General features: G+C 63.9%; 20 protein-coding genes. 8 read left to right on the top strand and 12 right to left on the bottom strand.

Features of this window, described 5'->3' with window-relative positions:
* Positions 1 to 15: 15 nt before the first annotated feature.
* The 5 genes from IVB23_RS26110 (at position 16) to IVB23_RS39360 (ending at position 3,229) form a co-directional block, all read left to right on the top strand.
* Positions 16 to 732: an antitoxin Xre/MbcA/ParS toxin-binding domain-containing protein gene (locus IVB23_RS26110; protein ID WP_247800510.1), complete on the top strand. Its 717-nt coding sequence runs from the start codon at positions 16 to 18 to the stop codon at positions 730 to 732.
* 60 nt (positions 733 to 792) lie between these two features.
* Complete coding sequence (locus tag IVB23_RS26115) at positions 793 to 1,215, top strand: RES family NAD+ phosphorylase (protein ID WP_210343448.1); 423 nt, start codon at positions 793 to 795, stop codon at positions 1,213 to 1,215.
* Between the two features lie 63 nt (positions 1,216 to 1,278).
* Complete coding sequence (locus tag IVB23_RS26120) at positions 1,279 to 1,737, top strand: GNAT family N-acetyltransferase (protein ID WP_247800511.1); 459 nt, start codon at positions 1,279 to 1,281, stop codon at positions 1,735 to 1,737.
* Positions 1,738 to 2,188: 451 nt separating this feature from the next.
* Positions 2,189 to 2,863, top strand: coding sequence for a thiaminase II (tenA, locus tag IVB23_RS26125; protein ID WP_247800512.1), 675 nt, complete (start codon positions 2,189 to 2,191; stop codon positions 2,861 to 2,863).
* A 231-nt stretch (positions 2,864 to 3,094) separates the two neighbouring features.
* Complete coding sequence (locus tag IVB23_RS39360) at positions 3,095 to 3,229, top strand: hypothetical protein (protein ID WP_256456200.1); 135 nt, start codon at positions 3,095 to 3,097, stop codon at positions 3,227 to 3,229.
* Between the two features lie 116 nt (positions 3,230 to 3,345).
* On the opposite strand, the gene IVB23_RS26130 is transcribed toward IVB23_RS39360, so the two are convergent.
* The 3 genes from IVB23_RS26130 to IVB23_RS26140 all read right to left on the bottom strand — a co-directional run bounded on the left by IVB23_RS26130 (position 3,346) and on the right by IVB23_RS26140 (position 6,426).
* Entirely contained in the window at positions 3,346 to 3,750 is a 405-nt protein-coding gene (locus IVB23_RS26130; RefSeq protein WP_247800513.1) for a nuclear transport factor 2 family protein, read from the bottom strand.
* Positions 3,751 to 4,333: 583 nt separating this feature from the next.
* Complete coding sequence (locus IVB23_RS26135) at positions 4,334 to 5,257, bottom strand: CoA ester lyase (protein WP_247800514.1); 924 nt, start codon at positions 5,255 to 5,257, stop codon at positions 4,334 to 4,336.
* A gap of 2 nt (positions 5,258 to 5,259) precedes the next feature.
* Complete coding sequence (locus tag IVB23_RS26140) at positions 5,260 to 6,426, bottom strand: CaiB/BaiF CoA-transferase family protein (protein WP_247800515.1); 1,167 nt, start codon at positions 6,424 to 6,426, stop codon at positions 5,260 to 5,262.
* Between the two features lie 493 nt (positions 6,427 to 6,919).
* Between IVB23_RS26140 and IVB23_RS26145 the strand changes: the two genes are divergently transcribed.
* Positions 6,920 to 7,255, top strand: coding sequence for a hypothetical protein (locus tag IVB23_RS26145; RefSeq protein WP_247800516.1), 336 nt, complete (start codon positions 6,920 to 6,922; stop codon positions 7,253 to 7,255).
* Between the two features lie 339 nt (positions 7,256 to 7,594).
* Positions 7,595 to 8,272, top strand: coding sequence for a ParA family protein (locus IVB23_RS26150; protein WP_061880428.1), 678 nt, complete (start codon positions 7,595 to 7,597; stop codon positions 8,270 to 8,272).
* 159 nt (positions 8,273 to 8,431) lie between these two features.
* Here the strand turns inward: IVB23_RS26150 and IVB23_RS26155 are convergent, their stop codons facing one another.
* The 6 genes from IVB23_RS26155 to trxB form a co-directional block, all read right to left on the bottom strand.
* The gene (locus IVB23_RS26155) at positions 8,432 to 8,578 is read right to left on the bottom strand and encodes a hypothetical protein (protein ID WP_197488731.1); all 147 of its coding nucleotides are present in this window, start codon (positions 8,576 to 8,578) and stop codon (positions 8,432 to 8,434) included.
* A 129-nt stretch (positions 8,579 to 8,707) separates the two neighbouring features.
* The gene (locus tag IVB23_RS26160; RefSeq protein ID WP_247800517.1) at positions 8,708 to 8,857 is read right to left on the bottom strand and encodes a hypothetical protein; all 150 of its coding nucleotides are present in this window, start codon (positions 8,855 to 8,857) and stop codon (positions 8,708 to 8,710) included.
* A gap of 170 nt (positions 8,858 to 9,027) precedes the next feature.
* Complete coding sequence (locus IVB23_RS26165) at positions 9,028 to 9,936, bottom strand: 4-hydroxy-tetrahydrodipicolinate synthase (protein ID WP_247800518.1); 909 nt, start codon at positions 9,934 to 9,936, stop codon at positions 9,028 to 9,030.
* Positions 9,937 to 10,054: 118 nt separating this feature from the next.
* Positions 10,055 to 10,806, bottom strand: a protein-coding gene (locus IVB23_RS26170) for an IS5 family transposase (RefSeq protein ID WP_247800519.1) whose coding sequence is annotated in 2 segments (ribosomal slippage) — positions 10,055 to 10,476 and positions 10,476 to 10,806 — 753 coding nt in all. Because the reading frame shifts where the segments join, the coding sequence is not laid out codon by codon here.
* Between the two features lie 398 nt (positions 10,807 to 11,204).
* Entirely contained in the window at positions 11,205 to 12,128 is a 924-nt protein-coding gene (locus IVB23_RS26175; protein WP_028178742.1) for a LysR family transcriptional regulator, read from the bottom strand.
* Between the two features lie 4 nt (positions 12,129 to 12,132).
* Positions 12,133 to 13,098, bottom strand: coding sequence for a thioredoxin-disulfide reductase (trxB, locus tag IVB23_RS26180; RefSeq protein WP_247800520.1), 966 nt, complete (start codon positions 13,096 to 13,098; stop codon positions 12,133 to 12,135).
* Positions 13,099 to 13,363: 265 nt separating this feature from the next.
* Between trxB and IVB23_RS26185 the strand changes: the two genes are divergently transcribed.
* The gene (locus tag IVB23_RS26185; RefSeq protein ID WP_028178740.1) at positions 13,364 to 13,843 is read left to right on the top strand and encodes an Lrp/AsnC family transcriptional regulator; all 480 of its coding nucleotides are present in this window, start codon (positions 13,364 to 13,366) and stop codon (positions 13,841 to 13,843) included.
* Between the two features lie 152 nt (positions 13,844 to 13,995).
* Here IVB23_RS26185 and greA read toward each other — a convergent pair whose 3' ends face one another.
* The 3 genes from greA to IVB23_RS26200 form a co-directional block, all read right to left on the bottom strand.
* Positions 13,996 to 14,469, bottom strand: coding sequence for a transcription elongation factor GreA (greA, locus tag IVB23_RS26190; protein ID WP_035710309.1), 474 nt, complete (start codon positions 14,467 to 14,469; stop codon positions 13,996 to 13,998).
* Between the two features lie 214 nt (positions 14,470 to 14,683).
* Positions 14,684 to 18,148: a carbamoyl-phosphate synthase large subunit gene (gene carB, locus IVB23_RS26195; RefSeq protein ID WP_247800521.1), complete on the bottom strand. Its 3,465-nt coding sequence runs from the start codon at positions 18,146 to 18,148 to the stop codon at positions 14,684 to 14,686.
* Positions 18,149 to 18,543: 395 nt separating this feature from the next.
* The gene (locus tag IVB23_RS26200; protein WP_247800522.1) at positions 18,544 to 19,245 is read right to left on the bottom strand and encodes a class I SAM-dependent methyltransferase; all 702 of its coding nucleotides are present in this window, start codon (positions 19,243 to 19,245) and stop codon (positions 18,544 to 18,546) included.
* Positions 19,246 to 19,354 lie beyond the last annotated feature (109 nt).

Raw genomic sequence — 19,354 nt, forward strand, 5'->3', positions numbered from 1 at the left:
ATTGAGCGGGCTCCGATGAGAAAGAATGAACGTACCGGCAAAGGCGTTGGTTCAATCGTTTCGCGAGGACCTCGTGCCCCCGGCTCGTCAACCGACAAGCAAATTAAGTCGATTGCGGCATCGGCCCTGCCGCAGCGACCTGGCCGCACGTCGTCGTCAAGGCCTGCGCACAAATCCCCTCCCGGCAAGCGCCAGCTGGCAAAGCCCGCACGTCTGTCCGCCGCCGAGCCGGAGCAGACCTATCAAGCGCAGCCCGGCGCCACCGTCGTGCGTGGGCATTTCGATGCGGTGACCGGCCTCTCGACCGTCACGGATGCGCCTTCGCTCCAGTTTGCCGGTCGTGCGGATGAAACGGGGCCCTCGGCCGAGTTGTTCAATGTCGTCATCGACGCCAACCATCTGTTTCGCATCGAGCCCGCCGCGCTGAAGCGTCTCGCCAACTACAGCGACGACGAAATTTTCGCGCTCGTCGTGCCGAAGCGGACGCTCGCGCGGCGACTATCGGATGGCGAGCCACTGACGGTCGAGGAGACCGACAAGGCGGTGCGGCTGGCGAGGGTCGATCGTCTCGCCGCCAACGTGTTCGGCGAGCCCCAGAAGGCGCACCGCTGGCTCCGCAAGCCCAAGAAAGCGCTTCGCGGGGAGACGCCGCTTGCCTACCTCGCGACGGAGGCAGGCGCGCGTGTCGTCGAGGAGATGTTGCAACGGATCGATCACGGCATCCTCAGTTGAGGATCTGGTGTGAGGATCTGGCGAATCTCCAATTTCGACGATCTATCGGGCATCGGCGGTTTGAAGGCCGACGGACGCTGGCATGATCGCGGCCGACATGTGGTCTACGCCGCGGATCATCCGGCTTCGGCGCTGCTCGAAGTGATGGTGCATCTGGAAATCGATTTCGAGGATTTGCCGACGAGCTACCAGCTGCTTGGCATCGACGTGCCAGATGACCTCGCCGTCGAAACGGTAAGCCTGGTCGACATCGAGAAGATTTCACAGGATTGGGCCGATGATCCCAGGATGACACGTGGTATGTTGCGGCCCTGGTTTGACGAGGCGCGCACCGCGGTGGCGTCGGTGCCATCGGTCATTGTGCCGTTCGCGCAAAACTATCTCATCAATCCCAAACACAAGGACGCATCGCACATCCGCATCGCACATGTCGGGCGCTATCCCCACGACCTGCGGCTTTTCGGGCAAAGGACCGGCGTCTGAGTGTATCTGGCCGTAGCATCTGATAACATGCCAGGTAAAGGAATGCCCCCGGATGTCGACCCCATGACCGAAGCCATTGTCCGCTCTGCGGCGGAACGCGATCTGCCCGAGGTGTTGAACCTTTACCTGCATCTTCACCCGCACGATCCCCCGCTGGAGGCCGCCACTGCCGAGCGCGTCTGGACGACGCTGCTGTCCTCCAGCTTCATGACCGTGATCGTGGCGCAGGCAGCCGAAGCGCTTGTAGCTTCGTGCACGCTCGCGATCGTACCCAACCTGTCTCGCGGCGCGCGGTCATACGGGGTGATTGAGAATGTCGTTACCCATGCCGACTACCGCAGGCTCGGCCTTGGCCGACGGGTTCTCGCGCACGCGCTCGATCTTGCCTGGCAAGCCGACTGCTACAAGGTTCTGCTGGCGACAGGTTCGAAACGGGAGACGACGCTGCGCTTTTATGAGGGGGCGGGCTTTCTTCGTGGCGGCAAGACGTATTTCGAAGTGCGCCGTCCTTCGTCAGGTTGAGCTTCTCGCCGCCTTAAGCGCGAGGTCGTCCCGCCCCATCGTATCGCCCGTCAGGGATTTATCGCCTCAATCTGCGCCGTGTCCGCGTGTGAATGCAAACCCGTCGGGCCCCATGTGCAAGTGCTCACCCCGCCACACCCACACTGCCACCGGCAACGTCACCGCCGCCGGCATCGCGAACGCCGCGCTCCTCACCAACCGCGGAGACGATTCGACCCAGCTTCATCACGCGGAGACCATGGCCTTGACCTGCGCCGTATCCGCAAACTCGATCAGCTCGACGATCTTGCCATCCTGAATTACGGTGACAGTGCACTAATCTGCACGGCGCGCCATCTGAAGCGCTGGTCAGCCAATTTTACGCACAGTCACCGTAGCTCCTCGGTTCGCAATGCGCTATCGGTAGCGGGCCACGGACGTTCATGGACAAGCAAGCTAGGCGAAAAACATCGTGAGTTTCTTCGAGCGTCTCAAGACAGAAGCATCCGTTGAGTGGCGGGCTTATACCGAGCATCCCTTCACGAACGGATTGGCAGACGGCTCGCTCCCCGAAGCGGCGTTTCGTCACTACCTCGTTCAGGACTATTTGTTCCTGATCGAGTTTGCGCGCGCCTACGCGCTCGCGGTCTACAAGTCGCCCAGACTTGCCGACATGCGTGAAGCCGCGGCCGGCCTTTCCGCCATCCTTGATGTCGAGATGAATCTGCATGTGAAGCTCTGTGCCGAATGGGGCTTGTCCCCGAGCGACCTTGAACAAGCCCCTCCGGCGGCCGAGATGCTGGCCTATACGCGCTACGTGTTAGATGCGGGAATGCGCGGCGATCTGCTGGCGCTCAAGGTGGCGCTCGCGCCTTGCGTGATCGGGTACGCGGAGATCGCAACGCGGCTCGCTTCGCGCCCCGACGCTGACACCGCGAGGAACACCTATCGCGTCTGGATCGCCGAGTACGCCGGCGCGCCGTACCAGGAGGTCGCTGCCAAGGCGCGGGCGCATATGGAGCAGCTCGCCGATCTCTACGCCACGCCGGCCCGCGAGGCCGAGCTGATTGCGATCTTCAAGGAAGCCACCCGCCTCGAGGCAGACTTCTGGGAGATGGCCTGGCGCGCGGGCCAACGTGTTGAATAGCGGTGTCGGCAATCGTCAGGCGGCCCTACTTCCTCCCGCCACCATCAACACCACCACCGCGATAAGTCTCCATGCGCTCTCCTGAACGCTTATATCCAAGCCGCGCGAGCGAATTGTGGGCCTGCGTTCGGCTGGACAAATTCGCCATTTGGAGTAGCCTTTTCGGACACAGCAACATGTTAGCGGAGGTTCTCCGTGGAACATCGCGGCGTAAGCTTCTCGATCGTTGAAATGAGCTACCCGGCTGGTTGGAAGTGGACTGTCGGAAAGGGCCGAACAGTGTCGGTCGGTGTCTGTGCGACGAGGCTCGACGCGATCCGCCAGGCTCAGACCTTCATCGACGCGATCATGGACTGGGCTGCCTAGGCTAAAGTCAAAATGCTCGCCTTCGATTGGTCATGCCGAGCACCGTAACCCCAGCAGCTGAGTTTCTGTCGGCGCGAGATTACCGCGACAGTGCACTGAACTTTACGAAGTCGTCCTCACGAAATCATCATCTTGACCTGCGCCGTATCCGCAAACTCAATCAGCTCGACGATCTTGCCGTCCTGAAGCCTGAACAGGTCCAGGATCTCGGTGCTGGAAACCTGGCCGGTCGGACGATATCGAACGTCGACGCGGGAATGGATGGCGACTCTATCTCCGTCAACCAGCTCAGCCAGAATCTCGCGGCCTTCGAAACCGAAGTCTTCGATCAATTTGCTGAAGGCCCCACGCAGGCTTGGGTGTCCCTCCACGCTTCCTGTCAATTCGAGTGCGGTCTTGTCGCCCATCAAGGCGAACAGACCCTTGGGATGAAAAGCGGCGACCAGACTCTCGGCGTCATCGTTGTCGCGTGCGGCATAGGCGCGCCGGACCAGTGCGAGCAACTCTTCGCGTTGTGCCATGCTACCCTCCCTGAACGTATCAGGAGAGACTAGCGACCTTTGCGTGCAAAGGCAAAATCATCTGGAGGTGGCACGGCCCCCGGCGCGGCGGAGCAGATGGCGCGTTTTCGTTCCCCGCTTTGGACAGAAAATGGCGAGTTTTACCGGCGAACCTTTTCGGGCCCCCGGCTGTTTGTAGCAGCGGCAGGACGGACAACGCTGAGGAGCTGAGCTATGAACGGTATCATCTATATCATCGGGCTGGTTGTCGTGATTGGTGCGGTGCTCTCGTTCCTGGGTCTGCGCTGATCGGGGCAATGATATCCGAGGCCGCGCGGCATCGCCCGCGCCTTGGTCGCGTTACTTCGTAACGATCAGCGCTGTTACCTTCGCGCGGCGTGCCCAGCGCCTCGCCCTTCGAGATGACCCGCGGAGCCTGTCATCGGGCCGCGCTTCGCGGACCCGGTGGCGGCCTCCTCAGGGTGAGGCTAAGCGGCAGTGCGCCCGCGAAATTGCCGCCGCGCACTCCGCCCTCGTCCTGAGGGCCCGCTTGAAGCGGGCGTCTCGAAGGATGCGCCGCAAGGGACTCAACCTCCTATGAGCCTTACGACCCCAACCCAATAATCCTCCGCGCCATCCGCACATTGGCATAGTCGATCATCTTGCCATCCAACGTCACCGCGCCCTGGCCCTGCGCCTCGGCTTGCTCCATCGCCTCGACCACCCGCCGCGCCTGGGCCAGTTCCTCGGCCGACGGCGTGAACGCGCGCAGCGTCGGGTCGATCTGGTCGGGATGGATGACCTGCTTGCCGTCAAAGCCCATCGCGGCGGCCTTCTGCGCGCTGGCCTCAGTCAGCCTGGCGTCACGGAATGCGCCGCAGGGGCCGTCGATCGCGCGCAGGCCGCACGCGCGGGCGGCCACGAGCAGGCGCATCATGGGATAGGCGAACAGGTCGAGCGGCGCTGTGGCGTAGCCGCTCTGCGCCGAGCCAACGTGGCGGTAGCCGTCCGGCGAAATGCCGACGTCGGAGGTGCGGGCGCCGAGCGAGGCCGCGAAGTCGCCGACGCCGAGATGCAGCGCGACGACGCTGTCGTGCGCGGCTGCGAGCGTGTCGACATTGACGAGGCCGAGCGCCGTCTCGATCAGCAGTTCGAGCGTAACAGGCGCAGCGCGATCCGGCGCGGCGGCGCGCAGCTGCTCGGCGATGGCGGCGATGTCGCCGGCGCGCTCCGCCTTCGGCACGATCACCGCATCCAGCCGCGGCAGTGCCGCCAGCGTGCGGATCTCCTCTGCGATGAACGGGCTGTCGACGGCGTTGAGCCTGACCGTAACGCGCTTGTTGCCCCAGTCGAGCGAGGACAGCGCGCCGGCGGCTTCCCCCAGCGCAACGCCTTTCTCGGCGGGCGGCACCGCGTCCTCGAGGTCCATGAACACGGCATCCGCGCCTGACGCCGCCGCCTTGGCGACGAGGCGGGCGCGATGCGCGGGAACAGCCAGATAGGCCCGGCTCGGGCGCTGCAAAGCCATCGTCACGTCTCCCTGGCCAGGCCGAGTTCGGCGAGGATGGCCTCGTTGTGCTCGCCGACATCGGGCACCGGATCCATCCGCGGCGTCACGCCGGGAAGGGTCAGCGCCGGCAGGAAGCTCATCACCGGCCCGCTCGGCGATCCCACGCTCTGCACGCGCCCGCGTGCATGAAGCTGCTCGTGCTTCAGGAAGGCCTCGACCGAGTTCAGATGCGCATTGGCGATCGCGGCGTCATCCAGCAGCCGCAGCACCTCTTCGCTGGTCATGGAGGCGAAGCGCTGCTCGATATGCGCCTGCAGCTCGTCGCGGTTCTGCATGCGCAGCGGATTGGTGCGGAAGCGCAGGTCGTCGGCAAAGCCGGCATCGCCGAGGACGATGCGGCACAGCGACCGCCATTCCCGGTCGTTCTGGATGCCGAAGAAGATGGTGTTGCCGTCGCCGACCCGGAACGGGCCGTAAGGCGCGATCGTCGCATGCTTTGCGCCGGTGCGCGGCAGCGGCCGGCCGGTGCTCTCGGTGTAGAACGCGGGATAGCTCATCCAGTCCGTGATGGAATCGAACAGCGAGGCCTGAAAGGCCGTGCCCTTGCCGGTCCGCTCGCGGGCGTACAGCGCCATCAGCACGCCGTTCAGGATGTACATGCCGGTTGCGATGTCGACCACCGATAGCCCGACCTTGGCGGGCTCCGCCTCGGTGCCGTTGACCGCGAGCACGCCGGCCTCGCACTGCACCAGCAGATCATAGGCCTTCTTGCTGCTGTAGGGGCCGCCGGTGCCATAGCCCGAAACGTCGCAGGCGATGAGGCGCGGAAATTTTCGCACCAGCGATGCCGCATCGAGGCCGAGCCGCTCCGCCGCGCCGGGCGCGAGGTTCTGGATGAACACGTCGGCGCGCGGCAGCAGCGCGTCGAGCACCTTGCGGCCGCCCTCGCTCTTGAGGTCGATGGCGAGGCTTTCCTTGGAACGGTTGGTCCAGACGAACTGGCTCGATAGGCCGTTCATGACATGATCGTAGTCCCGGCAGAAATCGCCGCTTCCGGGGCGCTCGATCTTGATGACACGCGCGCCCCAGTCCGCCAGATGCCGGCTGGCCAGCGGCGCGGCGATGGCCTGTTCGAGCGAGACAACCGTTACGCCCGCGAGCGGCAGTTCCGCCTCATTCCCCTCCATGCGATCGTCTCCACTCCCGCCAACGCTTTCGACCGGCGCAGGAGACAGGCCGACCACCCCACGCGCATGCTTTTTTGATGATGCCATCATGCCCCTGTTTTGCCCGACAAGTCAAATTCGGATTCGCTAAATCCTAAGAATGAAAATGCCGAGGGATTGCCGTCACTTGGCTACTGTGCATGGGGTTGTTTTCGCAGTTTGTGTTTGGCGCTTCCCCACCCACAACTGTCATCCCCGCCTTGTGCGCAAGTGCGCACTGGGGGCGGGGATCCAGTACGCCGCGGCCTATCGAGGAACTTCAGGCGTCTCTGGAATACTGGGTCGCCCGGTCCAGTGCGCGATTGCGCACAAGGCCGGGCGACGACAGCGGAGAACGGCAAGCTGACGCCCCTGTTGCCGAGACCGCACACGTCGCGGCTTTCGCATCTGCCCTCGTTGCCAACGCACCGCCGTTCACCCACTATTCCCAAGGACTCATCACATGGGGACATCGATGCCGGCATTTCGCTTCAAGACGTCATTGGCCGCTGCAAGCCTCTCGCTTGCCCTGGCCGTCCTGGCCCTGCCGCGCCCCGGCTTCGCCTACACCCAGGAGGAGCAGCAGGCCTGCTCGCCGGATGCGATGCGGCTGTGCAGCGAGTTCGTTCCGAACGTCGATGCCATCACCGCCTGCATGATCAAGAAGAAGTCGCAGCTCTCGCCACAATGCCGGGTGTTCTTCCGCCCCGGTCCCGAGCCGGGCGAGGCCCGCGCCGGCAAGCCGACCAACATCGCGCCCAAGAAGAAGCCGGCGCCGAAGGTGGCCAGGAAGAAATCCAGCGAAGGCTGAGCGCGGACGCCGGCTTCGCGACAGCCACCGGACTCCTTTTGTTCACGCGAGGCCGCGCGAGGCGTGCGGCCATGACAGCCCCGGGCGACGGAAAAGAGGCGCCCGCAGGTTTGCCCGGCAAGGTTGCGTTGTCCCGCTTGTTGCTCAAATAACGCACAAATGCCCGCGCGAGCGGTGTTTCGCCTGGGTCCGCGTCTCCGTCCGGCGATGCAGTGTGACTCAAAAGCCAACACGCCTTGTTATTTCGTGGCCGTAACGCAACCCCTGATAAATTTTTCTTTCCCGAATCAGCGCGCTGATTCATTTTCGCGGCCTGGGGTCAATCTGGAGGCCGAAGGTATGAACGTTATTGTTTTTGCATCGCGTAAGGGCGGCTCGGGCAAGAGTACCCTGGCTGCACATCTCGCCGCGCAGATCAAGGCGAGCAAGCAGGTCATGCTCGTGGATGCGGATCCGCAGGGCTCGCTCACGCTGTGGCACAAGCTGCGTGGCACCAACGAGCCGCCGATCAAGGCTGCCGTGAACTCCGTCAGCGGCATCGTCTCCGCCGCCAAGCGCGACGGCTACGAATGGGTGTTGATCGACACGCCGCCGAACCTGTCGGCCGTCGTCGACGACGCGATCAAGAACGCCACCATGGTGGTGATCCCCGCCCGTCCCGGCGTGTTCGACGTCAACGCGGTGCAGGAAACCATCCAGATGTGCCGCGCCGCGCGCAAGCCCTATGCGGTCGTGCTCAACGGTGCGCCGGCCAAGCGCGACGAATCCGAAAGCCCGATCGTCACCATCGCCCGCGAAGCGCTGGCGAAATTCCGTGCTCCGGTGTGGGGCGGCCAGATCACCAATCGTTCGGACCTGCTGATGGCGCTGAGCCACGGCGAGGGTGCGCGCGAGTATCAGGCCGAGAGCCGTGCAGCCCAGGAGATTGCAAGGCTGTGGGCGGCGATCGAGCGTTCGGTCAAGGCTATTCGCGGCACGGCGTCGGCTTCCGGCGCAATGCACAAGCAGGCAGCTTAATTTTCATTGTTCATTCCCCGGACGACAAACGCGCGGACAAGCCGCGCGTTTTGCGTTTCTGCCTGGCCCGTCATTCCGGGATGGCGCGCACGCGCCAGACCCGGAATCTCGAGATTCCGGATTCGCCCTTCGGGCGCTCCGGAATGACGGGATGAAACCTCACGCCACCATCAGCATGTAGAACACGATGACCGGCGACAGGGTCAGGATCACCGACCAGATGCCGGCGGCCCAGAGAATGTCCTCGGTGGTAAAGGCCTGCTGTCCGGCGTCGTAATGCGACGCCAGTTCATTATGATTATTCACAAACGCCTCCGCGATTTCTTCGCTTATGGGCGTCCGTGTTAGCGGGGATGTTTTAAGATCCGGATCGCAGCTGTCCCTGCTTTTTGAACACAGGCGCTACCGCGGGTTAACCATCCCGCGCCGCGTCCGTCAGCCGACCAGCCAGAGGCGAAACAGCAGCACCGGCATCAGGCCGAGCATCACCGCCCAGAATCCGAACGACGACACCACCAGAATTCCCTGCAAGAGATCGGTCGGCGCGAATTGCCGCGCGGCCGTCGGCCGGATGCGATGTCCCATGGTCATTCCCCCTCTGTAGGTCCCGGAGGGTAGGCGCGATTGTGTAAACGAGCCGTGGATGCGCCATGCGGCAACAGCGAAGGCCGTTGATGCGCGGTTAACCACAGTCTCCTCTTGCCCTCTCCAACAAGCGGAGAGGGCAGCGCAGCGAGCGCGTTGAGAGAGAGCCGCTACGCCGCGACCTTCGTCCGTCGCTCGATCTCGCGATCGATCGCGGCTGCGAGCTCGCTGCTCACTTCGACCATCGGCAGGCGCACTTCGGGACTGTCGATCAGGCCGCTGCGCCACAGCCAGTACTTCGCCGGCGCGGGGCTCGGCTCGGCGAACAAGAGACGCGTCAGCTCGGCGACCTCGTCCCAGCGCGCCAGCGCAGCATCATGATTGCCGCGCTTCAGCTCGGCATGGACGGCTGCGAACGTCGCGGTCTCGACATGAGCCGACAGCACGATGCCGCCGTCGGCGCCGTCGCCGAGCGCCTCGAAATAATGGGCATCCTCGCCGGTGAGCACGCGGAATGCCTTCGGACGATCGCGCAGCAGCGCGATCGACTGCTCGCGGCTCGCGCCGCAATCCTTCAGGCCGACGATGTTCCTGTGCTCGGCGAGCCGCAGCAGCGTCTGGTTGGTGATGTTCACGGCGGTGCGATAGGGGATGTTGTAGAGCACAATCGGCCATGCCGCGTGATCGGCGAGCGCCTCGAAATGCGCCAGCAAGCCGCGCTGCGACGGCCGCACGTAATAGGGGCTCGCGATCAGGTAGCCGTCGATCGGCCAGTCCGCGGTCTCGTCGAGGCGCTCCTTCAGCCGGGAGGTGTCGGCGCCCGAGAGCCCGAGGCAGATCGGTGTGGTGCGGCCGCTCGCCGCCATCTCGTCGCGCACGACGGCGACGAGGCGTTCGAGCTCGGCCTCGCGCAGCGTCATGCCTTCGCCTGAGGTCGCGCCGAGGATGAAGCCGTCGATGGCTCCCGCGCCGTAGTGCCGTGTCAGCCGCCGCAGCGATCTCTCGTCGAGCGCGCCGTCCTGAAACGGCGTCACCAGCGGCAGCCACAGCCCGTGCAAGTGATCTTCAAGTCCGGTCATGTTCCATCTCCTTCCGGGGAAAAAGCCTGAGACGGAGGGCACATGAAAAAAACCCCGTCCAGGCGGCGGGGTTTCGGGATTTGCAGCGATGACGAAGTCAGCTAGGGTCTGTTTGGATTCATCTTGAGTTTGTCACGGCGGCGGTCAGATTGATCATTGCTTCGAAGCTCAAATCGGTTTTGTCGGCGCGCATGGCGATCCGCTTGAATTCCTTGAGCTTGCAGAAGAAATTTTCGATCAGATGCCGCCATTTGTACATTTCCTTGTCGATGGCGAGAGGCTTGGCGCGACGTGGGTGCTGGGAAATGACCACCTTGGCGCCGCGCTTGTCGAGGTCGGCGATGATGGCATTGCTGTCGAACGCCTTGTCTGCGATCAGCGCATCGAAGGCCAGCCCTTCGATAAGCGGCGAGACGCCGACCGTGTCGAAGCGCTGGCCGGGCAGCAGCACGAAACGCACGAGATTACCGAGCGCGTCGGTAAGTGCCAGGATTTTGGTGGTCATACCGCCTTTCGAGCGGCCGATGGCTTGGTTTTGCGTCCCCCTTTTGCGCCCTGTCCGTGGCGGTGGACTTTGACGATGGTGGCATCGACCATGACGTATTCCATGTCCGGCTCGTCCGAGACCGCATCGAACAGACGCTTCCAGACACCTGCCTTCGCCCAGTCGCGGAAACGCGTGTATACGGTTATCCAGTTGCCGAAGGCGCGCGGCAGATCGCGCCATGGGCTGCCTGTCCGGGCGATCCACAAGACTGCTTCGACAAATAGCCGGTTGTTCTTGCCGCTCCGGCCGGGATCAGCCGGCTTGCCAAGACAATGTGGTTCCATCTTCGCCCATTGGGCGTCAGTCAAAACGAATCGGTTCATCCCAAGCTTGAATCACAGCCAAGCCCAAATGAGAATCCTGAATCCAAACAGGCCCTAGTGCGCGCAAAAATCCGAGGTCCCCGGATGGGGACCTTTTTTCGAGACGACTGCGCACGACTTCGTGATCACGCGCAAATGATGCGAGGTATGCCTGGAACTGTCAATACACGCGGAGGGCGAAGGCCGGATGCGACAGAAAAAAAGCCGGACCCGAAGGGCCCGGCTTAGGTATTGGCCACGTGAGGCCGACACAATCACCTTCCAAGAGGGATTACTGAACTCCCGCGCCACTGGAGGAGGGGGACAAATGCGCAACGCGAAGGCTCAGCGTGCAAACATTATGGGCTTGGCCAGCGTCATGCAGCAACAGCCGAGGCCGCATGTCAGTCATGCGGAAATCAGGACGGCCAGCGCTGCGCCTTGCTCACCACGAAGTCGCGGAACACCTGCACGCGCGCGACCGTCTTCAATTCCTCGGGATAGACGAAGTAGGTGTCGAGCTGGATCGAATCCGACTCGCCGAACAGCTGCACGAGTTTGTTCTGCTCCTCGACGAGATAGTCCGGCAGCGCGGCGATGCCGAGGCCCTGCTGACAGGCGCGCACGAGACCGAGGATGTTGTTGACCTTGAAATAGGCTTCGCGCGGGCCCGAGCCGTTGCGCCCGGCTTCGATCAGCCAATTGCGGTTCTGAAGATGCGGCGCGAAGCTGCCGTCGCTGAGCGTGATGATGCGGTGGGAGTCGAGCTCCTCCAGCGTGCGCGGCGTGCCGAAGCGCTTGATGTATTCCGGCGAGCAATAGGCGTGGAAGCCCATCGCGAACAGCTTGCGCTGGATCAGGTCCGGCTGCGTCGGCTTGCGGGTGCGGATCGCGACATCGGCCTCCCGCATCGACAGATCGAGCTCCTCGTCGGTGACGATCAGCGAGATGCGGATCTCCGGATAGAGCGCGGTGAACTCGCCGAGCCGCGGGATCAGCCAGTTGATGCCGACGCCGGGCGTGGTGGTGATCTTGAGGTCGCCGCTCGGCCGCTCGCGGCTGTCGGTCAGCTTGGCGCGCGCCGCCTGCAGCTGCATGAACACGTCATGCGCGGTGCGGAAGAGCAGGTCGCCCTGCTCGGTGAGGATCAGGCCGCGGGCGTGGCGGTGGAACAGCGAGACCGAGAGCTCCTGCTCCAGCGCCGAGACCTGGCGCGAGACCGCCGATTGCGACAGGCCGAGCTGCTCGCCCGCATGCGTGAAGCTGCCCGCTTCCGCCGCCGCGTGAAACACCTTCAGCTTGTCCCAATCCATATCCGTAAATCCGTCGCGTGTTCGAGGCATGATGTTATTCCGCTGCCGCGCGCTCGCTGGCGCGAAGGGCCAAGAAACGTTCGGCTTCGAGTGCGGCCATGCAGCCGAGGCCGGCGGCCGTCACGGCCTGGCGATAGGTTTCGTCGGCGACGTCGCCGGCGGCGAACAGGCCGGGCACCGAGGTGGCGGTCGAGTTCGGGGCGACCTCGACATAGCCCGACGGTTTCAGCTTGACCTGGTCCTTGACGAGCTCCGTCGCCGGCGCGTGGCCGATGGCGATGAAGACGCCGTCCGCCTTCACGTCCGTGAGGGCACCGGTCCTGACGTTCTTGAGCCGGACATGGGTGACCTTGTTCGGGTTCTCGGTGCCGCAGATCTCGTCGACGGCCGAGTCCCAGATCACCTTGATCTTCGGGTGCTTGAACAGGCGTTCCTGCAGGATGCGCTCGGCGCGGAAGTGATCGCGACGATGCACGATGGTGACCTGCGAGGCGTGGTTGGTGAGGTACAGGGCTTCCTCGACCGCGGTGTTGCCGCCGCCGACCACGATCACGTCCTTGCCCCTGTAGAAGAAGCCGTCGCAGGTGGCGCAGGCCGACACGCCGCCACCCTGGAACTTCGCTTCGGACGGCAGCCCGAGCCAGCGCGCTTGCGCGCCGGTGGCGAGGATCACGGTGTCGGCGAGATAGACGTCGCCGCTGTCGCAGGTGAGGCGGAACGGCCGCTGCGCCGTCTCCAGCCTGGTGACCAGATCGGTGACGATCCTGGTGCCGACATGGACCGCCTGCTTCTCCATCTGCTCCATCAGCCAGGGGCCCTGGATCACGTCGGCGAAGCCCGGATAATTCTCGACGTCGGTGGTGATGGTGAGCTGGCCGCCGGGCTGGATGCCCTGGATCAGAATCGGCTCGAGCATCGCCCGCGCGGCATAGATCGCCGCCGTGTAGCCGGCAGGGCCGGAGCCGATAATGACGACCTTTGCATGAACAGGAGCGGACATTTCGATGGACGCCTTTCACGGGGGATTTGCAGCGCGGGCGCGGAAGGTGCCGGGAAGCCTCGCGGAGGCGCTGAAATATCAGAGCTAATCTAAGCCTTCTGGTGAGCTATGCAAGAATTGCATTCCCTCTCGGCGGATTTTTCCAACAGGGAACAAAAGTCGATTGCGTTGCACGCGCAATAAAATTGCGCTGCCCGTGCCGACTGGGCTATGAGATTTCGACAAACCATCCAATACCGCTGCAAAGGGCAGGAGTTCCAATCACGTGTCGCGGAACCTAGACGAGATCGACCTGAAGATTCTCACCGAGATTCAGGCCGACGGTCGAATCACGAATGTCGAGCTGGCCAAGCGCGTTGGCATCTCGCCGCCCCCCTGCCTGCGCCGTGTCCGGGCGCTGGAGGAGGAGGGCTACATCCACGGCTATCGGGGCCTGCTCGACGCCCGCAAACTCGGCTTCGACGTCACCGTGTTCGCGGCCGTGCACCTGTCCAGCCAGGCCGAGGCGGATTTGCGCGCTTTCGAGGATTTCGTCCGCGCCGAGCCCCTGGTGCGGGAATGCTGGATGCTGTCGGGCGAGGTCGATTTCATCCTCAAATGCGTTGCGCCCGACATGGCGACCTTCCAGGATTTCGTCACGCACCTGACGGCCGCGCCACATGTCCGCAACGTGCGGACATCATTGGTGCTGCACAATTCGAAGTATGAAGCCGCCGTGCCGCTGGACGTGAAGGGACGAAGGTAGATTTTCCGTTCTCGTGCCCCGGACGCAGCGCTCCGGGACAGGAAGAGATGCTGCTGCTCCACGCTCCGTCATAGAGAGCGACACGCAGATACGAAAAAGGCCGCGCGTCGCGCGGCCTTTTGAAGACATCGTCGTACGCAGGCGGCAAATCCTTACCGCCACTCCACCTTGGTGATCTCATACGCCTTGGCGCCGCCGGGTGCGTTGACTTCGACGGTCGATCCCTTCTTCTTGCCGATCAACGCGCGCGCGAGCGGCGAGGTGATCGAGATGCGGCCCTTCTTGGCGTCGGCCTCGACCTCGCCGACGATCTGCCACACCGTCTTCTTCTCGGTATCCTCGTCGACCAGCGTCACGGTGGCGCCGAACTTGATGGTGTCGCCGGAGAGCTTGGAAATGTCGATGATGTCGGCGCGCGCGAGCTTGTCCTCGAGCTCGGCGATGCGGCCTTCATTGTGGGACTGCTCTTCCTTCGCGGCATGATATTCCGCGTTTTCCGACAGGTCTCCGTGCGAGCGCGCCTCCGCGATATGCTCGATGATCCGCGGACGGTCCACGGACTGGCGCTGCTTCAATTCTTCCCCGAGCGCGACAAAGCCGGCCTGGGTCATCGGAACCTTTTCCATCGTCTCTCTCGTCCTTCGATCGTGCGCCCCAAACGCGGATGGGCGCCGCAACCTTGATTCGTCAGTGTTTCCGGAGCCCAACGCAGGGACTGCCGGACGTTGACAGATATGGGCTTTTAGCGCCGGAACAGAACCACCACCTGGCCGGACAGTTCCTCCGGCCATTGTGGCTTCATCGCCAATCACTTAGCAGCGGCTTCGCCGGAGCTAGCGATCAGGTTTCCGAAAAGTAGCTCTGCAGGGTACGAACCTCAAGGTCCCCGCCCAAATAGGCGCGGATGCCCTGCGCGGCCGCCACGGCCCCGGAAAGAGTGGTGTAATACGGCACTTTATGCAAGAGGGCCGCGCGCCGCAGCGAACGGCTGTCGGCCAGCGCCTGCGGGCCTTCGGTGGTGTTGAAGACGAGCTGGACGTCCCCGTTGGTGATGGCATCGACGATGTGCGGCCGCCCCTCCAGCACCTTGTTCACCTTTTCGGTCGGGATGCCCTGGTCGGTCAGGAAGCGCTGGGTGCCCGAGGTCGCCAGCACCTTGAAGCCGAGCGAGTGCAATTCGCGAACGGCCTCGGCGATGCGCGTCTTGTCGCTTTCGCGCACCGAGACGAACACCGTGCCCTTGCGCGGCACCCGCGTGCCGCCGCCGAGCTGGCTCTTGGCGAAGGCCACCGCAAACGAACGGTCGATGCCCATAACCTCGCCGGTCGAGCGCATCTCGGGGCCGAGCACGGTGTCGACGCCGGGGAAGCGCGCGAACGGGAAGACCGATTCCTTGACGCCGACGTGCTTGAGCCTGGCCTTCTTCAGCTTGAAATCGGCGAGCTTCTCGCCCGCCATGATGCGCGCGGCGATCTTGGCGACCGGCGTGCCGACGACCTTGGCGACGAACGGCACCGTGCGCGAAGCGCGCGGATTGACCTCGAGCACGTAGATCTCGCCGTCCTTGATGGCATATTGCACGTTCATCAGGCCGACGACGTCGAGGCCGAGCGCGAGCTCGCGGGTCTGGCGCTCCAGCTCCTCGATCATCTCAGGCTCGAGCGAGTGCGGCGGCAGCGAGCAGGCGCTGTCGCCGGAATGGATGCCGGCTTCCTCGATGTGTTCCATGATACCGACGATGAACGTGTCCTTGCCGTCGGAGAGGCAGTCGACGTCGATCTCGGTCGCGTCCGACAGATAGCGGTCGAACAGCAGCGGGTTCTTGCCGAGCACCGTGTTGATCTGCCCGGTCTTGTCGTTCGGATAGCGCGCCTTGACGTCGGCCGGCACCAGCTCCGGCAGCGTGCCGAGCAGATAGTCGTTGAGCTGGTTCTCCTCGCGGATGATCTGCATGGCGCGGCCGCCGAGCACGTAGGACGGGCGGACCACCAGCGGCAGGCCGAGGTCGGCGGAGACGAGCCGCGCCTGTTCGACCGAATAGGCGATGCCGTTCTTCGGCTGCTTGAGACGAAGCTTGTCGAGCACGCGCTTGAAGCGGTCGCGGTCCTCCGCGAGGTCGATGGCGTCCGGGGAGGTGCCGAGGATCGGCACTTCGGCGGCCTCCAGCGCGCGCGCCAGCTTCAGCGGCGTCTGGCCGCCGAACTGCACGATCACGCCGTGCAGCGTGCCCTTGCTGCGCTCCTTCGCGATGATCTCCAGCACGTCCTCGGCGGTGAGCGGCTCGAAATAGAGCCGGTCGGCGGTGTCGTAGTCGGTCGACACCGTCTCCGGATTGCAGTTGACCATGATGGATTCGTAGCCGGCGTCATGCAGCGCGAAGCAGGCGTGACAGCAGCAATAGTCGAACTCGATGCCCTGGCCGATGCGGTTTGGACCGCCGCCGAGAATGATGACCTTCTTCTTGTCGGACGGCGTGCTCTCGTCGGCCGGGGCGCCCGCAAACGGCGCCTCATAGGTCGAATACATGTAGGCGGTGGGGGAGGCGAACTCGGCCGCGCAGGTGTCGATGCGCTTGTAGACGGGGCGAATGCCGAGCTCGTGGCGCTTCGCCGTCACCTCCGCTTCCGTCGTCTCGGCGAGCACGGCGAGGCGTGCATCGGAGAAGCCCATGGCCTTGAGCGTGCGCATGCCGAAGGCGTTGCCCGGCAGGCCGTTCTTCCTGACCTTCTCCTCCATGTCGACGATGCCGCGCATCTCGCCGAGGAACCAGGGATCGATCTTGCAGGACTTGAAGATGTCCTCGTTCGACCAGCCGAGCCGCATGGCCTGGGCGACCTGGAGCAGACGGTTCGGCGTCGGCGTGCCGAGCGCGGCGCGGATGGCGTTCTTGTCGTCGTCGCGGCCGAGGCCCTCGATCTCGATCTCGTCGAGGCCGGTCAACCCGGTCTCGAGCCCGCGCAGCGCCTTTTGCAGGCTTTCCTGGAAGGTGCGCCCGATCGCCATGACTTCGCCGACCGACTTCATCGACGTGGTCAGCGTGGTCGAGGCGCCCGGGAATTTCTCGAAGGCGAAGCGCGGCACCTTGGTGACGACGTAGTCGATGGTCGGCTCGAACGAGGCGGGCGTGGCGCCGCCGGTGATGTCGTTGGCGATCTCGTCCAGGGTGTAGCCGACGGCGAGCTTGGCGGCGACCTTGGCGATCGGAAAACCGGTGGCCTTAGAGGCCAGCGCGGAGGAGCGCGACACGCGCGGATTCATCTCGATGACGACCATGCGGCCGTCTTCGGGATTGACGCCGAACTGCACGTTGGAGCCGCCGGTCTCGACGCCGATCTCGCGCAGCACCGCCAGCGAGGCGTCGCGCATGATCTGGTATTCCTTGTCGGTCAGAGTCAACGCCGGCGCCACCGTGATGGAATCGCCGGTGTGCACGCCCATCGGATCGAGGTTCTCGATCGAGCAGACGATGATGCAATTGTCGTTCTTGTCGCGCACGACCTCCATCTCGTACTCTTTCCAGCCGAGCACGGATTCTTCGATCAGCACTTCGTTGGTGGGAGACGCATCGAGGCCGCGTTCGATGATGTCGAGGAACTCTTCCTTGTTGTAGGCGATGCCGCCGCCGGTGCCGCCCATGGTGAAGGAGGGGCGGATGATCGCGGGCAGGCCGATCTCGGACAGTGCCATCATCGCCTGTCCGAGCGCATATTCCTGATAGCGCTTGCGCCGGTCGCCTTCGCCGAGTGTCCATTGCCGGTCGTGCTCTTCGAGCGCCGCGCCCGACAGCTTCTCGCGTTCGGCTTGGTGTTTGTCGCGGAACGACTTCTTCAGCTCGGACGCGTTGGCGAGCCGCGACTTCGGCGTCTGCAGCCCGATCTTCTCCATGGCATTGCGGAACAGCTGGCGGTCTTCGGCCTTGTCGATCGCGTCGGCGGTGGCGCCGATCATCTCGACGTCGAACTTCTCCAGAGTGCCCTGACGGCGCAGCGACAGCGCGCAGTTCAGCGCGGTCTGTCCGCCCATGGTCGGCAGCAGCGCGAAGCCGCCGGGAATGACGTGACGTTCCTTCTCGATGATCTTGGCGACGATCTCGGGCGTGATCGGCTCGATATAGGTCGCATCGGCCAATTCCGGGTCGGTCATGATGGTGGCCGGGTTGGAATTGACGAGGACGATGCGATAGCCCTCTTCCTTCAGCGTCTTCACCGCCTGCGTGCCCGAATAGTCGAACTCGCAGGCCTGGCCGATCACGATGGGACCGGCGCCGATGATCAGGATGGTCGAGATGTCGGTTCGTTTGGGCATCACCGCTCACGGGCTGGAATCTGGGCACAAAAAAAGGGCGCGCTTGCCGCGCGTCCCCATTTGGCGAGAGCGCGGGGTCTCCCTCGCGCGCGGGTGGGTCTTAGACCAGTTTTAGGGGCGGCGAAACCCCGAAAAATGCCCATCAACCGGCAATTTTCAGGGGTTTGGGGGCAGTCCGCCGAGCGCGCCCAGCTTCGGGCTTCGCCGCGGCAGCCTTCGCCACGATAGGGCTTGCCGAGCCGAAGCTGGCGGAGCCAGCGAAGGCTGGAGACCCGGCCTGGATTTGAACCAGGATGAAGAGCGATGCACCGCCCCCGCGTAGACACTTCCGCCACCGGGCCGCGGCGATTATGTCCGATTGCAGTGCGACAAGCTACAACGGCTAATTGTTATGCTTAACGAACCAGAGGTGGCCGGGCGATGAAGGTCATGCGCCAGCGATTGTGGCCGATATTGCCTTGGGCGCGCTGGACCGCGAATCCGGCCGCCTTCAGCTTGGCGGTGATCTCGTCCTCGCTGTAGCGCTGCAGCCCGATTTTCGAACGCAACTGCCGGTAATCCGACAGCGCGGTGCTGATCAGCCCGATCAGCGCGTCCTTCAGGAAGCCATGGCGCAGGCCGAAGCCGAGCAGCGCCATCACGTCCCTGCCCATGCCGACATTGGGCTGGAGAATGTCGCCGAGCACCAGCTTGCCGGAAGACTTCAGGATACGGCGGATGTTGAGGAGGGCGGCGTCGAGCTCCTCCGGCGTCATGTATTGCGCGACCGAGTTCATCACCACGAGGTCGATCGACTGGTCCTGCATCTTGCGGATGTCGTCGAGCGAGCGGACGCGGATCTTGGTGTTCGGGGCAAACCGCGCGATCAGCCGCCCACGCACGCCCGGCGCAGGCTCGGCCAGGATCAGCTTGCCGCAGGCGGCCGCCACCTCGCTCGCCGACAGCGCTTCCCCACAGGCATAGTCCAGCACCGTCGCATCGGGCGAGGGGATGTAGCCGATGATGTCCCGCGCAATGATCTGGAAGTGCAGGTCGCGATGCAGCTTGCTGACATAGATCGTATGCGTCGAGTCGTAATAATCGATCCAATCGTCCATGCTATTCAAAGGTCCCGGCCAAACGGTTCCGATGGAGGAACCGGCGCTGCCCGCCTTGCGTTAGGGGTGCGACGGCGTGCCGTCAATGTCCGCGTCCTAACAGGAAGGT

Origin of the sequence: Bradyrhizobium sp. 191, assembly GCF_023100985.1 — a bacterium.
In the GTDB taxonomy this organism is placed as follows: Bacteria; Pseudomonadota; Alphaproteobacteria; order Rhizobiales; family Xanthobacteraceae; genus Bradyrhizobium; species Bradyrhizobium diversitatis.

Coding starts and splice junctions, on each gene's coding strand:
- IVB23_RS26110 (WP_247800510.1), top strand. CDS start 16: ATGAGAAAGAATGAACGTACCGGCAAAGGCGTTGGTTCAATCGTTTCG.
- IVB23_RS26120 (WP_247800511.1), top strand. CDS start 1,279: ATGACCGAAGCCATTGTCCGCTCTGCGGCGGAACGCGATCTGCCCGAG.
- IVB23_RS39360 (WP_256456200.1), top strand. CDS start 3,095: ATGAGCTACCCGGCTGGTTGGAAGTGGACTGTCGGAAAGGGCCGAACA.
- IVB23_RS26130 (WP_247800513.1), bottom strand. CDS start 3,750: ATGGCACAACGCGAAGAGTTGCTCGCACTGGTCCGGCGCGCCTATGCC.
- IVB23_RS26135 (WP_247800514.1), bottom strand. CDS start 5,257: ATGGCTTTGCAGCGCCCGAGCCGGGCCTATCTGGCTGTTCCCGCGCAT.
- IVB23_RS26140 (WP_247800515.1), bottom strand. CDS start 6,426: ATGGAGGGGAATGAGGCGGAACTGCCGCTCGCGGGCGTAACGGTTGTC.
- IVB23_RS26145 (WP_247800516.1), top strand. CDS start 6,920: ATGCCGGCATTTCGCTTCAAGACGTCATTGGCCGCTGCAAGCCTCTCG.
- IVB23_RS26150 (WP_061880428.1), top strand. CDS start 7,595: ATGAACGTTATTGTTTTTGCATCGCGTAAGGGCGGCTCGGGCAAGAGT.
- IVB23_RS26160 (WP_247800517.1), bottom strand. CDS start 8,857: ATGGGACATCGCATCCGGCCGACGGCCGCGCGGCAATTCGCGCCGACC.
- IVB23_RS26165 (WP_247800518.1), bottom strand. CDS start 9,936: ATGACCGGACTTGAAGATCACTTGCACGGGCTGTGGCTGCCGCTGGTG.
- IVB23_RS26175 (WP_028178742.1), bottom strand. CDS start 12,128: ATGCCTCGAACACGCGACGGATTTACGGATATGGATTGGGACAAGCTG.
- trxB (WP_247800520.1), bottom strand. CDS start 13,098: ATGTCCGCTCCTGTTCATGCAAAGGTCGTCATTATCGGCTCCGGCCCT.
- greA (WP_035710309.1), bottom strand. CDS start 14,469: ATGGAAAAGGTTCCGATGACCCAGGCCGGCTTTGTCGCGCTCGGGGAA.
- carB (WP_247800521.1), bottom strand. CDS start 18,148: ATGCCCAAACGAACCGACATCTCGACCATCCTGATCATCGGCGCCGGT.
- IVB23_RS26200 (WP_247800522.1), bottom strand. CDS start 19,245: ATGGACGATTGGATCGATTATTACGACTCGACGCATACGATCTATGTC.